This window comes from Thalassospira sp. NFXS8 (genome assembly GCF_040148805.1).
Taxonomy (GTDB): domain Bacteria; phylum Pseudomonadota; class Alphaproteobacteria; order Rhodospirillales; family Thalassospiraceae; genus Thalassospira.
Window position 1 is genome coordinate 1,053,808 of the sequence record NZ_JAGEMF010000001.1, and the last position, 14,800, is coordinate 1,068,607.

The window sequence follows — 14,800 nt, forward strand, 5'->3', positions numbered from 1 at the left end:
ACAAGCCGACTGGACTTCCAAGGGCAATTGCCCGCCAGGTTACCCAAGAAAACAGGTCTCATTTGTTATTTTTCGCGGGCGTGGGCTGATAGACACGGAAGGTATTGCGCCCTTCCTCCTTGGATTGATACAGCGCACGATCCGCGCGACGGTATAATACCTTGGGCAGAATATCGGTGGTGCCTGAATTAATACTGATGCCGATACTGACCCCCACATGAACCGTGTTACCCTCTATTTTCCGGGGGCGGTCAATTTCCCTGATAACGCGCTCTGCTGCTTTTTTTGCAATCGCAATATCGGCAACATCGGTTAGCAACACGGCGAATTCGTCTCCACCCAGTCGGGCAATAAAATCGCCACCACGAAACTGCGCCTGCAAACCCTGCGCGACATCCACCAGCAAGGCATCACCCACCGGGTGCCCATATGTATCATTGACCGACTTGAAATGGTCCAGGTCCAGCAGCATCAAAACAACGTTTTGCGATGCATTTGTACAATGTTCAATCGCACTTAGCAGACGATCATCAAACTGATGGCGATTGGCAAGGCCGGTCAAAGGATCAGACAGGGCCATATGACGAATGCGTTCTTCAATTTCCTTGGCCGGGGTAATGTCGCTATGCGTGCCAGATAGCCGCAAGGGCGCACCATCATCCGACCATTCAAACACCTTGCCACGGTCCAGAACCCAAACCCAACTACCGTTTTTATGTTTCAGGCGGTATTCACAATCAAACTGGTCAATTTCATGATCAAAATGGCGGGTTAACAGGGCATTTATTGTGTTGATATCATCGGGGTGACACAGGCTGATCCAGCGATCAACACTGCATGGGCTTAATTCTTCCAGGGTATATCCAATGATTTCAGCCCAGCGTTCATTCAGGCGCATATCACCGGTTTGAATGTTCCACTCCCACGTACCGGCATTGGTGGCACGAATAATTTCATCCAGGCGCTGGCGCTCTATTTGTAACTGCCGGTTGGCCTCGATCAGGCGACGTTCATATTCGTTACGTTCGGTAACATCAAAAACAATGGAATTGATATATTCCTGCCCGTTCAGCATGATCCGCCCGGAATTAACCCGAACATCGCGCACTGCGCCATTGGCGAGGCGATGCTTAAAGGAAAACACCGCCGACCCGTTATTAACGGCATCCTGCATCGATTTGGTAATGGTGCCGTCCTGCGACAGGTTGATCTGACTGATCACCATGCTGCGCAGCACATCGTAACCATACCCGTAAAACTCACAGGCGGCCTTGTTTGCATCCACGATCTTGCCACTGACAGGATCGATCAGCAATTTCACAGCCGGGTTCCGGTCAAACATCTGACGATACAAATTTTCACGTTCCGACATGGCCTGTTCGGCATTTTTCAATTCGGTAACGTCGGAAAAAGAAACCACCACCCCGTCAAGTGTATCTGTGCCGGGAACAAACAATGGCTGTGCATTGATGCGAACCCAAACCTGGCTGTTATCCGGGCGGCGAATGCCCATCACCACGCCATTAACCGGCACCCTGTCGCGCAAAGCCACCATTGCCGGGTGCTTTTCGCTTGTAAATGGTGCGCCTGAGGGGTCGATACTACACCATTTGGGATCAAAGGAATCCCGGCCCAAAAGCTGATCCGCGCTTAACCCCAACAGGTCCTGGGCGGCCGGGTTACTTTGCACAACCCGCCCTTCAATATCATAAACCACGACACCGTCGGGCATGGTTTCAAGCAAATGCTGATAGCGCTGATTGCTTCCATAAAGCGCACGGGAAATTTTACGATGCAGGGTCAGGTTGCTCAGGGTGCCGACAACGGCAAAATGGCCTGTTTTACCGCACGGCACCTTCATCGCCTGATCCACCACATCAAGCCAGTGTCCATCCTTGTGGCGCAGGCGAAAACGACGGGTTAATGCCGCATTACATGCAGGGTATGGCGCGCCTTCGGGGGCCAGATCGGCGACATCATCGGGGTGGGCAAATTGCATCCACCAATTGGCCGTAATATCGGCGATATCGGCAATTTCGTAGCCCAGCATACGTTTAAGATTGGGGCTAAAACTGCTTTTGGCCGGGCAGGACAGATCAATAAAATACAACAGGCTTTCAACCAAGGGCGCCCCGTCATCGCCAAGGGCAGCGCCCAGCGCAACACCTTCGGCAATTTCCGATGTATTCTGTGCACTGTCATCTTGCCTGAAACCTGATTTCATCAACGGTCCCCATGCTGCCCCGTACAGCAAAAAACAGACATATCACCAACCAGCACGCCGTGGCGGATCCCCCGACCACGCCATTACCCCCGAATATACCATTCTACTTATATATAATGGCGACAAGTTTCTAATATAAGCATTAATTTTATACTTATGTATATTAAATTACGACTGTTTACGACATTCAAACATAGAAAAGCGTTTTGGGACGAAAAACCGCCTCAAAATAAAAATCGCCATGACGAGTTGGCGGCCTCGGGACAGGGAGGACACGGGAAAAGCAGTGCAAGAAGCAACGAGGTCGGGAATATAGAAAACGCGTGGCGCAGAACCATACCCCAATCCGTTACGGAAGCAGGCACACACGGCAAACGGCGCCCATTATGCGGGGTTAAAACCCCACCCCAACCGGCCGGCCTGATAACAGGACATCACATCGCGCTAATCGGCGGTATCAGATATCAGTCCCGCAAAAGAGCCAGAAAACGGTCCGCGGCGAGAAGCTCGTGGCGAAGTTTTTCCCGCCGGGCGGTGGCTTCGGCATCTTCGCCCCAATTTTCGATGGCGTAGGTTTCATCGATTTGGGAAATTTCAAAGGCCTGATCGGCCGTTAACCGGCGATGAAAAACAGCCAGACCAACAATAACCGACCCGGACACCGTAATCAGCGTATGCAAAGCTGCCAATTCATGGTCATCAAGCGGTTCGATCACATCCTGAATGGCAAGCAGGGAAGCATCTTCCTGCCCGACGGGCATAACACCCTGCGTCACATTTAACGAAATTGAAAATTCAGACATCGCCCAATCGAGCAACGGCTGCCAATGGTCGTTCTGCCGGCGGATCAAATCATCGGGATATTGCGCACGGTAACATAAAAGATCACTGCGGCCATAACCGGACAATTCGGCAATTACAACGGCCCGATTTGGGGCAACCCTGTCTATCGCGGTTGCGGCAAGCTGCATGATTGGCATGGTGGATGGCACAATATGCTCGACCTGGGCATCCCATTCGGTGGCAATTGCATCGGCCAGGCGCTGATTACGCAGCACAAAATCGGCCTTGCCCGGAGTTTTTACAGCCCGGCCATCAAGATGAATACGCCAACCGGCCCCCTGATCATCAGGGGTGGTTGCAACCTGTTTGTAGAACCGTTTGATCGATGTATTTGCCATAAGGGCGATATGCCCAAATCCGGCAAAAGACGCAAGCCATTTGATGCCAAAAACAGCATTCCCTGATCAATTCCGCAACATTTGCATATTTTTTACACAGACATTTACTCTGCCCTGATTTTATTCATTCCAGCAACAGCTGAAAGCCCGCCAAAGCCGTGGCCCGCCAAAGACGGCAAAAACATGGCACGGCCCTTGCTGGTATCAGGCGGGTTTCTGGGCTTGAGGCAACAAAACATGTCGTGAAACGCGACACAATCAGGAGACTTCGACAGATGGGTAAATTCGGATCACGGGTCGCGACGCTGACGCTTGGGGTGGCGGCGTTGGTCATGGCACATGCCGCCAAGGCAGATACACCGATCAAATTTTCGCTCGACTGGAAATTTGAGGGCCACACGGCACCATATATTCTGGCTAAGAAAAAAGGCTATTTTTCCGAGGAAGGGCTGGATGTAACGATTGATTCGGGCAACGGCTCGGTCGGGGCGATCACGCGGGTTGCCAGCGGTGCCTATGACATTTCCTTTGCCGACATCAATTCACTGGTTGAATTTAACGCAAGCCATCCTGACCAGGCGATGAAATCTATTTTCATGGTGTATGATCGCCCGCCTTTTTCGCTGTTCATGCTGAAAAAAAGCGGCATCACCAAACCGGAAGACCTGAAAGGCAAAACCCTTGGCGCGCCGGTTTTTGATGCCTCGCGCAAGCTGTTCCCGGCTTTTGCCAAGGCCACCGGCCTGTCGATGGATGATGTGAAATGGGAAAGCATGGACCCGCCGCTGCGCGAACCGATGCTGGTGCGCGGCGATGTGGACGGTATTTCGGGCCATTATTTTACATCGGTTCTGAACCTGGAATCCCAGGGCATTAAAAAGGAAGACATGGTTGTTTTCAAATATGCCGATTACGGGCTGGATTTTTACGGCAACGGCATTCTCGCATCCAAGGACATGATGGAAAACCATGGCGACCAGTTGCGCGGGTTCCTGCGTGCCGTGGTCAAGGGCTGGCGCGACACCATTGCCAACCCCGACGAAGCCATTGCAGCCCTGAAAGAAGTTGACCCGCTGATTGATACCAAACTGGAAACCGAACGTCTGAACATGGTGATCGAGGATAACGTGATTACCGATGAAGTTCTGGCACATGGCATGGGCCCGATTTCGACCGACCGCATGGCAAAAGCCATTGATCAGGTCAGCCTGGCATTTGGCCTGCAAAACCCGCCCAAAGTTGCCGATATTTTCACCAGCATTTACATGCCCGGCGAAGAAGAACGCAAAATTAAATAACAACTGCCAACAAGCACAAAAGCAGGGAGAGTAAGGCCGTGTCCAACAGTTTTGTCGAGTTAAACAAAGTCAGGTTACGCTATAGCGAAGGGGATGACCTGGCGCTTGATACAACGGACATGAAAATCCGCAAGGGCGAGTTTATTGCCGTTGTGGGACCGTCGGGATGCGGTAAATCCTCCCTGCTTAAACTTGTTTCAGGGTTGATGCCCCCCAGTGAAGGCAACGTTATTGTTGACGCGCACGAGGTCGCCGGACCGTTAAAAATTGTCGGCATGGCCTTTCAAAACCCCACCCTTTTGCCCTGGCGCACCACACTTGATAACGTGTTGCTACCGCTGGAAATTGTTAAACCGCACCGCAACCGCCTGCGCAAACACAAGGCCGAATATATAGCGCGTGCCAAGGCGTTGCTGGCAACCGTCGGGCTTGAAGGATACGAAGACAAATACCCTTGGGAACTTTCAGGCGGCATGCAACAGCGTGCATCGTTATGCCGCGCCCTTATTCATGAGCCTGACCTGTTGATGCTCGACGAGCCGTTTGGCGCGCTCGATGCTTTCACCCGCGAGGAATTGTGGGATATTTTGCAAAATCTCTGGATGGTGCGGCCCTTTACCGTGATTTTGGTAACGCATGATTTACGCGAAGCCGCCTATCTGGCCGACACGGTTTATGTGATGTCCAAACGCCCGGGGCGTATTTTGGTTGCCCGCGAAAACACTTTGGCCCGCCCGCGCGATCAGGAAACCACCTTCACCCAGCCCTTTACTGATCTGGTCCACGAATTACGCAGTCACATCCGTGACGTCCGCGCAGCCTAACCGCCTTTATCAGGAAATTTACCATGACCAACAGAACAAACCTGAGCAAGGCATCCCCATGGATCAGTGCGGCTGTGTTGTTTTTGCTGTGGGAAGGCATTGTTCGCCTGTTTCACATTCCGGTTTATGTCTTGCCCACCCCATCAGCCAGCCTTGAGGCCGCATGGCAGTATCGGGATGCAATCTGGATGCATGCCGTTCATACGCTTTATACCACCCTGTTTGGGTTTGCCATTGCTGTGGTTTTTGGTGTGGTTCTGGGCGCGCTTGTTGGGTCAAGCAAGGCGATTTATATTGCTGCCAACCCGCTGCTGGTCGGCTTTAATTCGGTTCCCAAAGTGGCATTGGTACCGGTGTTGGTCATGTGGTTTGGCATTGGCACCGTGCCCGCCATTATCACCGCTTTTATCATTTCGTTTTTCCCGATTGTGGTCAATGTCGCCACCGGCCTTGCCACACTGGAACCCGAATTGCGCGATGTTTTACGCTCGCTTGGCGCCACGCGCACCGATATTTTGTTCAAGGTCGGCTTTCCCCGTGCCCTGCCCTATTTCTTTGCATCCCTGAAGGTTGCGGTGACACTGGCTTTTGTTGGTTCGGTCATTTCTGAAACGGTGGCCTCGAACGTAGGGGTCGGGTATTTGATGCTATCGGCATCATCCAAATTCAACATGCCACTTGTTTTTGCCGGTTTGCTGGTCATCGCGGTCATGGGCATTGTGATGTATGAATTTTTCAACATCATCGAACGCCGTTCCACCAAATGGGCCAACCGCGCCAACCCGGACGGGTAGTGGCGTTTATATGCGCCAATATTAATGGCCGGGCGTATTTTCATCGCCCGGCCATTTTCAGAACCACAATCAATCAACAGCGATCAGGCCAGCTTTTCACCAAAAAAGCTCATGGTGCGTTGCCAGGCCAGCTTGGCGTCGGCATCGTCATATCTGCCGCCTGTGGGGTTGGCAAAGGCGTGGTTGGCTTCATACCAGAAAATCTGGTAATCGGTTTTGCCTGCCGTTTTCAGCGATTTTTCAAAACCTTCGACCATGGCCTTGTTAATATTCTGATCCAGTGTGCCAAAATGGCCCATTACCGGCGCGGTCAAAGACGCCAGTTGCTGGGGTGTTTTGGCAACGTTGCCATAATAGATCACACAGGCGTCAACATCGGTTGCCAATGCCGTATTAAGCGACCAGCCGCCCCCGAAACACCAGCCAACAACCCCGACCTTGCCTGTACAATCCTTATGGGCCTTTAAATAGGCCACAGAGGCCTTCAGTTTCGAAGTTGCTGCCACCGGGTCCACCGAGGACATAAGGGATTTTGCCCCGGCGGCTGTGGTTGCAGCGGGTTTGCCATACAAATCAACCGCCAGCGCAATATATCCCTGATTGGCATATTCGGCGGCAGTGGCACGGATCTGGTCATTTAAGCCCCACCATTCATGGATCATCAAAACAGCGGGCGCCGGCAAGGTGGCAGGAAGAATAACCTCGGCAATCATGGTTTCGCCGGTTGGCGCGGTTATGGTCACCTTTTTAAGGGTCGATGCCGCTGCATGTGCCAAAACAGGGTCCGCAAGAACAACCGCCAGCGGTAAAATGGCCAGTCCTTTTAGAAACAAACGTCGTTCCTGGTCTGTTGCCTTGGGCGGCGGCCCCAAATGATCGTGTGATCCACATCCATCAAGCGTACACATCCATGCCTCCTGTTGATTGTTTACCCGTACCGGGCCCGCAGGCATTGATGCCATACGGATATTTCGCCATAAGGGCGAATTTCTTTAACGGATAAAAATCCTTTCCCAACCGACGCAAAATGGCAAATCACAGTCCTGTCATGAAAACCCGGCAGCACTGACCAAAGTGCAAAAACTGTTATATTCTGCCACTTTTCAAAGCCCGCCATAAGGTTACAACCGGATGTAACTGTGACCTTATTCACCTGTCGGCACGTAACCATTCCCCTGATCTGACCGGTTGCAAGGCTGGATCGATGAAAAAACAGGGACCGTTCATATCGCAACTTTAAATCGCGCGTGATTTTGCCTAGTCTGCAATCCACAAAACAAAACTCACAGCAGGATCACATGCAGGAAATTGAAACGGTATTGTTTGACCTTGGCGGCGTATTGGTTGATTGGGACCCACGCCACCTTTATCGCAAGATTTTCGCTGATCAGGCCAAAATGGAATATTTCCTAAGCGAAATATGCCATCCACACTGGAACTTCCTGCATGACAAGGCAGCGCTGGAATTTGAAAACTCTATTCCCGATTTGCAGCATCGCCATCCTGACTATCACGACGAAATTGCCGCCTGGCGTGACCGTTGGCCCGAAATGCTGGCAGGGTCGATCAACGGAACCGAGCGCTTGCTGGAAGAACTTAAACGCCAAAACAAGGTCCGGCTTTATGCGCTAACCAACTGGTCCCACCAGACATGGCCGCACGCATTGGCAAAATTTCCGTTTCTGGAAAATTTTGAGGGTATTCTGGTTTCCGGGCAGGAAAAACTGGCAAAACCGGACCCGCGTATTTTTGACCTCGCGGCCAGCCGGTTCGGGTTTGACCCCAAAACCACGCTGTTTATTGACGATGCGGAAAAAAACATTCAGCAGGCCCGCGAAATGGGCTTTGCCACCCACTGGTTCCGCGACCCGACCAAATTGCGCAAGGATTTAATGGATCGCGGCATTTTGTAACCCTCGCGCAGACACGCCGCACCAGCAAAGAAAGGGCCGGGAAGCATGTCTTCCCGGCCCTTATACGTATAAATGGCGCCCAGTATGGACCGGTTATTTCCTGGTTTCGCGCAAATAGGTGGCAAATACAGTGCCAAAAACCTGCTGCCAGCCCGTGATATAACCATCCCGCACGGCATTGGCGATTTCACCCAGATTTTCCCATTCCCAATGCACCAGTTTGATCACGCAGTGACCAAAGGCATTTTGGTCAAAACTGACGCTGACACGGGTATAATCGCCCGCATCCCAGCCGGGATGCCAGGTAAAGGCGACTTGCTCGCCAGGGAGCCATATTTCGATTTTGCCCCAGGTTTGCGGCGCGCGCCCACGGGCCGTTTCAATAATTTCGCCGCCCAGCCCCGGATGCATTTTAATGCCGGTGCAGTCTTCGCGTGAAATGGTATGGGTCGCACGCGGCCACCACTCATTGAAGTTTTCGGTAAAGGCAATAAAGGCAGCTTCGGGATCACGCGGTACTGTAATTTCAACAGTCACAGGGTCCAGCAGCGCCATATCCTGCCCTTCAGCGGTGAAATTTTCATCAGTCATGTTCTTGCCTCAGGCCGTTTCGTCGGCCGGTTTCCAAAGATCATCCAAAATTGCGGGTAACTGGTCGAAATGGTCGATCACGGCATGCGCCCCGGCCGTTTCCAGTTTTTCGCGATCATGATAGCCCCATGCCACACCAATCGATAACATGCCTGCGGCCCGGCCCATTTCCATGTCAAAGGTCGTATCGCCGATCATGGCGCAACAACGCGGATCAACGCCGGTTTCCAGCATTGCGGCTTCCAGCATCGAAGGATGTGGCTTTGACGGGTGGTTATCGCAAGTCTGAAGCGTAACGAACCGCCGTGATAGATTGTTACGGTCCAGCACCGCGTCAAGCCCGCGCCGCGCCTTGCCCGTTGCAACCCCGGAAAGCCAGCCGCGCTGATCAAGGATGTCAATCACCTCGACCACACCAGGAAACAGGGGTTCAAAAAAGTCCGGGCTTTGTCGCAAGGTGAAAAACGCCGACTTGTAACTGTTGGTGACCGCATTAATCAGGGTAGTTTCAAGAATGGCCGGACGGGCCAACTGGGCAATGGCTTCGGGCAGGCTTAAACCGATAATGGTACGGGTCTTTTCCAAGCCGGGGCAATCCAGCCCATGTTCGGCAAACGCATGATCCATACAATGGGCAATTGCGTGCTGGCTATCCACCAGGGTGCCGTCACAGTCAAAAATTACCAGTCGAAGCAAATCTTTCGTCATTCACAAACCCTGTAGTGTGTTCCGGTCATGCTTTATCATGCCCGTTCAATGTGGCTTTCCGCCGAAGCAATTATGGCAATCGCAATTTTGGCCCCGGTTACGTACCACCCAGCAAGGGTTTAGCCCAAAGCGCACCAAAGATCGAGTCTTCAGCGCAAAAGGATCGCCACGCGCGCGCATCCTGCAACCCCCTCAACCCAAAGGGAAATAAACAGCGCTACGATTTATTAGATTTTCATTGTATAATAAGGCGTGGCCCCGAAAACGAGGGGAGGAAACCATGCTTACCCTGAAGGACTGCTTTGACTTTAGCGACCTTAACGAAGACGAAATCTGCGCTATTGCCGAATGTGAACATATCCCGATTATCAGTGCGCTTGAAGAAGGCGAAAATCTGGTTCACAGCGTACATGGACGCCAGCGCATCGCCAACATGTTGCTGCAACGCGCCAAGGAATGCGACCTGCGTGGCATGGATGTCCACGCCACGCAGCTAAGATGCATTCATCAGGCCTTTATCAACCGGTTTGCCCCGTAACAAACGGCCATATGCATATGTAAAAATTCCGGGGCAAGCCGTTTGTAACAAACAGCATACAGGCCATTACCGCCGGGATTCTTCCCGGCGGAATGGTTTTTTCTCTTTTTCGCGGTGAATTTCGGGTGTCAAAAACTTGGTGGCTGTTTTCGCATCGAAATTTAGCGTTTTCATGCTCTCGCTAAAATGCGCAGGTACGGGTGCCTCGATAATCACGCGATAGCCCGTCACCGGGTGCGGAAAATCAATTGCGCGGGCATGAAGATGCATCTGATTGGACAAACCATCGCGAAAGGCTTTGGTGCCCCCGTATTTGCCATCTCCCAAAATCGGGCAGCCGATGGCCTCGCAATGGGCACGCAACTGGTGTGTTCGCCCGGTCAATGGCGATAAGGCCAGCCATGCGGCCTTGCGCCCGGCGCGGGCCAACTGACGATAAATCGTCTGTGCCGACTTACCTTCCTTGGTGTCGATCACCATTTTTTCGCCGCTCTTGCCGCCCTGTTTGGCCAACGGGGCGTCAATCAGGCCTTCGCGCTCGTCGGGGGCCCCCGAAACCAGCGCCCAATACAGCTTGCGTGTGGTTTTATCTTTAAATGCCCGGGTCAGGGATGCCGCCGCCGAGGCCGAACGGGCCAGCAACAACACACCACTGGTATCTTTATCAAGGCGGTGAACCAGTTTGGGCCGTTCCTTGCTATCAAGTTTCAGCGCATCTAGCATACCGTCGATATGCAGGGCAGTATTGGTGCCCCCCTGCACAGCCAGACCTGCCGGTTTATTGATCGCCAGAACAACTTCATCATAAAACAGCACGGAATCACGCAATGCTTGCAAGTCTTGCTCGCTGGCATCAACGCGCGCAGGGCCGGTTTTAACGCGCGGCTCATAACTGCCTTCGCGCCATGCGGTCTCGCCGCCACCTGACATAACAGGGGCTGGTGGCACCCGAATTTCCTGGCCCGGCTCAACCCGCTGGTTGGCCTTGGCGCGTTTGCCATCCACACGGATTTGTCCGCCGCGCAAAAATTTCTGGACCTGACCGAAAGTAAATTCCGGGCAGTTGCGCTTGAACCAGCGATCCAGGCGAAGTTCCGCCTCGTCCGCCTTGACCCGACGCAGGGTAACACCGCTCATTGGACGGCTCCTCGTACTAATGCCATTGCCCCGAACAGGGCGGAAATGCCAACAAAAACCGATACTGTGACATAAAGGGCCGCCAGCGCGAAGCTGCCGCGCTCGTATAGCGTCGCAACATCCAGGGAAAAGGTCGAAAACGTGGTAAACGCCCCTAAAAACCCTGTAATAACAACTGCGCGAATTTCAGGCCCTATCGAAAATTTAAGTGCGCCTAGCTCAATTACCAGTCCCATAATGAACGAACCGATAATATTGACGGCAAAGGTACCCCACGGAAACCCATGCCCCAGGGCTGCGTTAAACCAGCCTGAAACAACATAACGCGACATCGCGCCCAACGCCCCGCCAAGGGCAACACAGGCAAAAATAATCGGTGAAAATTGCATGGCCGGGAAGCTAGTCCTTCATTGTTCAAATGTCACATGCGAAAACCGCACGGGCGACAAGCACCTTCGCACGGATCAAATGAAATGAAACCGTTCCTGCGCATCTGCCCCGTTGCCAACATGCCATAACCGGCGCAAAAGCGGCGTGCGCAGCCCCGGATGTATCAGAGGATGGCAATTCAGGCAATATGATCGTCATAATTCAGGCTGCAAGGCCCGATAAACCCCGATTTATTGCCAGTTGGCCACCAAAACCATTCAACAAATGCCATTGGCAAGGCCATATAACACCAGGCTATTCAAAATAGCACCGCAAACGACAAGGCCGGATCTGGCCGTGCATCGGGGTCAAGTATTTGTCGCAGACCACCGTTATCTGAATTGGCTTTTCTAATTTGGAGCCTTTGGCCGGGTAATTTCGGCAAGCTGGCCAAGCAGCTTTTTCAGGCGGGCTTCATTCGTCCCAAAATCATCGGCACCATAAACTGACCGGCTATATCCCAAAAGCTGGCTGGTATTGTCTTCAACCGGGGTCGCCTGCAAATCAACCCAGTCGGGAAAGCGGAAAACCGGGCTACGAAAAACAAGGCGCAAATGCAGGGTTTCGCCATTCCGGAAGGTCATCTTGCCGCCCATCGGCGCCACGACTTCCTCGATCCGGCTAAAAAGCTGGGCGGCACTAACGGGGAAAACCGGGCTTTCAACCTTGCGAATAGCCGGGGGACAATGATTACCACCACATACCAGATAAAAATTGGGTTGGGCAGGCAAGACCATTTCCGGCGAAAAGCGGGTAATTTCGGGTTCCCCTGCGGGCAGCATTGAATCAAGCAACCCGCTAAATCGTACGCCTGCAAATGTCAGGCCTACAACCGCCACAAGCCACATCATCAAAATTACAAACCGCGACACACATATCCCCTTGTCTCTTCCCCGAGTACCGGCACACTTTGCCAGATAGCCCGTTAGAACCAAAGGATATTCAACGACAATGGCTGCAAAAACAAAAGACCGGCGCATGAACACGCCGGTCTTTCTCATCAAATGCAACGCACGGGGGAATTAGACGCGGGAAACGTTACATTCCGTCGTCAATTGCGTGTCAGGCTGCGACAGGCAATGCCACAGCGTCCACATTGGCAAGTGCCGTTGCCATTGCCTTTTCTGCGTCAATCGCAAAACCCGATGCTTCAACAACCGTCACATCGGTAATCCCGATAAAGGCCAGAAACTGTTTCATATACGGGGTGGCGAAATCGGCCGGGCTGTTCACCGGAACGCCGCCAGTTGCGACAACCAGATAGGCCTTTTTACCAGTCAGCGCGCCGACCGGGCCATTTTCGGTGTAATTGAAGGTTACACCGACACGGGCAACCATGTCGTTCCAGGCTTTCAGGGTCGACGGAATGGCGAAATTATACATCGGCACACCGATAACCACGGTGTCTGCGGCCTGCAATTCGCCAACCAGGGTATCGGAATTTGCCAAAAGGGCCTTTTGTGCGTCACTACGGCTATCGGCCGGGGTGTAATAAGCGCCAACAACGTCGCCGCTAAGCGCCGGCGCCACATTGGCATTCAACACCCGCGAGGTCACCGATGCCGATGAATCAGCGGCTTTAATACGTTCAATAAGTTTCAGGGCCAACTGGCGGCTTTTGGAATTTTCGCCGTTTACAGACGGATCGATATGCAAAATAGTGCTCATGGGGAAAGTCTCCAGACTGAATATGTTGTTATGGGCACACCATAGCAATTTCCAGAAACCAGACTATCCTTCCACTACGCACATGTTTGTTTCCGTTTTTTATCTAATCATCCGAAGCACGTTTTTGCCGTTCCCGACGCAAACGGGCAAAATAATCCACGCGCTTGCGTAAATCGCGTTCAAACCCGCGTTCAACCGGTTCATAAAATTGCTGCCGGCGCATACCTTCGGGGAAATAGTTTTGCCCAGAAAAACCGTCTTCCTGATCATGGTCATAGGCATAACCCGTGCCATAACCAATTTCTTTCATCAGTTTGGTGGGCGCATTCAGGATATGCGATGGCGGGGTTAATGATCCGGTATCTCGTGCGATTTTGGCCGAACGATTATAGGCGTTGTAACCGGCATTGGATTTTGGGGCGAGTGCCAGATAAATCACCGCCTGCCCCAAGGCCAGTTCGCCCTCGGGACTGCCCATGCGTTCATAACTTTGCCACGCCCCCAGGCACATTTGCTGCGCTTGCGGATCGGCCAGGCCAATATCCTCGATGGCCATGCGCAATAATCGCCGGGCGACATATTTCGGGTCTTCGCCGCCGGCCAACATCCGGTTAAACCAGTATAATGCGGCATCCGGGTCCGATCCGCGCACCGATTTATGCAGCGCACTGATCAGGTTATAATGGCTGTCATCGCCCTTATCATAAATTGGTACACGTTTTTGCACCACACGCGACAGTTCGGCAACGCCAAGCGGCCCATCATCACTGGCAGGCAACATAAACAGTTCTTCAGCCATATTAAGCAAATAACGTCCATCACCATCGGCCATGGCACGCAGGGTAATCCGGGCTTCATCGGTTAAAGGCAGTTCAAAACCCATTTCGGCTTCGCTGCGTTTTAACAATTCTTCCAGTGCCGGGTCATCAAGGCGCTTTAACACCAAAACCTGGCTTCGCGACAATAGCGCTGCATTAAGCTCGAATGACGGGTTTTCGGTGGTCGCCCCGATCAGGGTGATGGTGCCATCTTCCACATAGGGCAAAAAGCTGTCTTGCTGGGCCTTGTTGAAACGGTGAATTTCATCGACAAATAACAGGGTACTGGCCCCGGTAGCCCGCCGACCGCGCGCACGCTCGAACACCTTGCGCAAATCGGCAACACCGGAAAAAATAGCTGAAAGCGGCTCAAACGCCATATCGGCAATATCGGCCATCAGGCGGGCCAGCGTGGTTTTACCACAGCCCGGCGGCCCCCACAGAACGACCGACGGCACACGCCGGGTTTGTGTCATACGGGTCAGCGGACCATCATCACCAAACAGATGATCCTGCCCCACCACCTCGGTCAGCTTGCGCGGGCGCAGCCGATCTGCCAACGGGCGGGCAACCTGACTTTCAAACAACGATACCATGCCTGCCTTTTAACCTTTCGCACCTCAATGTGCGCATATTTATGGAGTGTCCCGAAGAAATTACACGCCGGAACACCCGAT

General features: G+C 52.8%; 15 protein-coding genes. 5 read left to right on the top strand and 10 right to left on the bottom strand.

All coding sequences use genetic code 11. The annotated features are described in order from the left end of the window. Window positions 1–58: 58 nt before the first annotated feature. Window positions 59–2,224 carry a PAS domain S-box protein gene (locus J4E05_RS04750; protein WP_349592864.1) on the bottom strand — a complete coding sequence of 722 codons (2,166 nt, stop codon included), beginning with the start codon at window positions 2,222–2,224 and terminating at the stop codon, window positions 59–61. Between the two features lie 464 nt (window positions 2,225–2,688). Continuing rightward, window positions 2,689–3,405, bottom strand: a complete 717-nt coding sequence (locus J4E05_RS04755) for an ATP12 family chaperone protein (RefSeq protein WP_349592867.1) — start codon at window positions 3,403–3,405, stop codon at window positions 2,689–2,691. A 275-nt stretch (window positions 3,406–3,680) separates the two neighbouring features. Between J4E05_RS04755 and J4E05_RS04760 the strand changes: the two genes are divergently transcribed. From J4E05_RS04760 to J4E05_RS04770, 3 genes are read left to right on the top strand one after another with little or no spacing between them, the layout of a single operon-like run. Next, complete coding sequence (locus J4E05_RS04760) at window positions 3,681–4,703, top strand: ABC transporter substrate-binding protein (protein WP_085593911.1); 1,023 nt, start codon at window positions 3,681–3,683, stop codon at window positions 4,701–4,703. Window positions 4,704–4,741: 38 nt separating this feature from the next. After that, window positions 4,742–5,527, top strand: coding sequence for an ABC transporter ATP-binding protein (locus tag J4E05_RS04765; RefSeq protein ID WP_349592870.1), 786 nt, complete (start codon window positions 4,742–4,744; stop codon window positions 5,525–5,527). A gap of 23 nt (window positions 5,528–5,550) precedes the next feature. Next, window positions 5,551–6,321: an ABC transporter permease gene (locus tag J4E05_RS04770; RefSeq protein WP_085593907.1), complete on the top strand. Its 771-nt coding sequence runs from the start codon at window positions 5,551–5,553 to the stop codon at window positions 6,319–6,321. A gap of 83 nt (window positions 6,322–6,404) precedes the next feature. On the opposite strand, the gene J4E05_RS04775 is transcribed toward J4E05_RS04770, so the two are convergent. After that, window positions 6,405–7,229 carry a dienelactone hydrolase family protein gene (locus tag J4E05_RS04775; protein ID WP_349592873.1) on the bottom strand — a complete coding sequence of 275 codons (825 nt, stop codon included), beginning with the start codon at window positions 7,227–7,229 and terminating at the stop codon, window positions 6,405–6,407. Between the two features lie 390 nt (window positions 7,230–7,619). Between J4E05_RS04775 and J4E05_RS04780 the strand changes: the two genes are divergently transcribed. Beyond that, entirely contained in the window at window positions 7,620–8,234 is a 615-nt protein-coding gene (locus tag J4E05_RS04780; RefSeq protein WP_085593901.1) for an HAD family hydrolase, read from the top strand. Window positions 8,235–8,327: 93 nt separating this feature from the next. On the opposite strand, the gene J4E05_RS04785 is transcribed toward J4E05_RS04780, so the two are convergent. Next, on the bottom strand, window positions 8,328–8,825 hold the full coding sequence (locus J4E05_RS04785) for an SRPBCC family protein (protein ID WP_349592876.1): 498 nt from the start codon (window positions 8,823–8,825) through the stop codon (window positions 8,328–8,330). A 9-nt stretch (window positions 8,826–8,834) separates the two neighbouring features. Next, the gene (locus J4E05_RS04790; RefSeq protein WP_085593897.1) at window positions 8,835–9,533 is read right to left on the bottom strand and encodes an HAD-IA family hydrolase; all 699 of its coding nucleotides are present in this window, start codon (window positions 9,531–9,533) and stop codon (window positions 8,835–8,837) included. A gap of 280 nt (window positions 9,534–9,813) precedes the next feature. Between J4E05_RS04790 and J4E05_RS04795 the strand changes: the two genes are divergently transcribed. Further along, window positions 9,814–10,071, top strand: coding sequence for a hypothetical protein (locus J4E05_RS04795; RefSeq protein WP_085593894.1), 258 nt, complete (start codon window positions 9,814–9,816; stop codon window positions 10,069–10,071). 66 nt (window positions 10,072–10,137) lie between these two features. On the opposite strand, the gene J4E05_RS04800 is transcribed toward J4E05_RS04795, so the two are convergent. The 5 genes from J4E05_RS04800 to J4E05_RS04820 all read right to left on the bottom strand — a co-directional run bounded on the left by J4E05_RS04800 (window position 10,138) and on the right by J4E05_RS04820 (window position 14,719). Then, a complete protein-coding gene (locus tag J4E05_RS04800) occupies window positions 10,138–11,208 on the bottom strand; it encodes an RluA family pseudouridine synthase (RefSeq protein WP_349592879.1) in 1,071 nt (356 codons plus the stop codon). Further along, entirely contained in the window at window positions 11,205–11,597 is a 393-nt protein-coding gene (gene crcB, locus J4E05_RS04805) for a fluoride efflux transporter CrcB (RefSeq protein WP_085593890.1), read from the bottom strand. The genes J4E05_RS04800 and crcB overlap by 4 nt, the downstream gene beginning before the upstream one ends. A gap of 390 nt (window positions 11,598–11,987) precedes the next feature. Beyond that, entirely contained in the window at window positions 11,988–12,509 is a 522-nt protein-coding gene (locus J4E05_RS04810; protein ID WP_349592883.1) for a DUF1499 domain-containing protein, read from the bottom strand. A gap of 190 nt (window positions 12,510–12,699) precedes the next feature. After that, complete coding sequence (locus J4E05_RS04815; protein ID WP_085593886.1) at window positions 12,700–13,305, bottom strand: FMN-dependent NADH-azoreductase; 606 nt, start codon at window positions 13,303–13,305, stop codon at window positions 12,700–12,702. Between the two features lie 103 nt (window positions 13,306–13,408). Beyond that, the gene (locus J4E05_RS04820; protein WP_085593884.1) at window positions 13,409–14,719 is read right to left on the bottom strand and encodes a replication-associated recombination protein A; all 1,311 of its coding nucleotides are present in this window, start codon (window positions 14,717–14,719) and stop codon (window positions 13,409–13,411) included. Window positions 14,720–14,800 lie beyond the last annotated feature (81 nt).

Coding starts and splice junctions, on each gene's coding strand:
- J4E05_RS04795 (WP_085593894.1), top strand. CDS start 9,814: ATGCTTACCCTGAAGGACTGCTTTGACTTTAGCGACCTTAACGAAGAC.
- J4E05_RS04770 (WP_085593907.1), top strand. CDS start 5,551: ATGACCAACAGAACAAACCTGAGCAAGGCATCCCCATGGATCAGTGCG.
- J4E05_RS04800 (WP_349592879.1), bottom strand. CDS start 11,208: ATGAGCGGTGTTACCCTGCGTCGGGTCAAGGCGGACGAGGCGGAACTT.
- J4E05_RS04790 (WP_085593897.1), bottom strand. CDS start 9,533: ATGACGAAAGATTTGCTTCGACTGGTAATTTTTGACTGTGACGGCACC.
- J4E05_RS04750 (WP_349592864.1), bottom strand. CDS start 2,224: ATGAAATCAGGTTTCAGGCAAGATGACAGTGCACAGAATACATCGGAA.
- J4E05_RS04820 (WP_085593884.1), bottom strand. CDS start 14,719: ATGGTATCGTTGTTTGAAAGTCAGGTTGCCCGCCCGTTGGCAGATCGG.
- J4E05_RS04760 (WP_085593911.1), top strand. CDS start 3,681: ATGGGTAAATTCGGATCACGGGTCGCGACGCTGACGCTTGGGGTGGCG.
- J4E05_RS04755 (WP_349592867.1), bottom strand. CDS start 3,405: ATGGCAAATACATCGATCAAACGGTTCTACAAACAGGTTGCAACCACC.
- crcB (WP_085593890.1), bottom strand. CDS start 11,597: ATGCAATTTTCACCGATTATTTTTGCCTGTGTTGCCCTTGGCGGGGCG.
- J4E05_RS04785 (WP_349592876.1), bottom strand. CDS start 8,825: ATGACTGATGAAAATTTCACCGCTGAAGGGCAGGATATGGCGCTGCTG.
- J4E05_RS04775 (WP_349592873.1), bottom strand. CDS start 7,229: ATGTGTACGCTTGATGGATGTGGATCACACGATCATTTGGGGCCGCCG.
- J4E05_RS04780 (WP_085593901.1), top strand. CDS start 7,620: ATGCAGGAAATTGAAACGGTATTGTTTGACCTTGGCGGCGTATTGGTT.
- J4E05_RS04815 (WP_085593886.1), bottom strand. CDS start 13,305: ATGAGCACTATTTTGCATATCGATCCGTCTGTAAACGGCGAAAATTCC.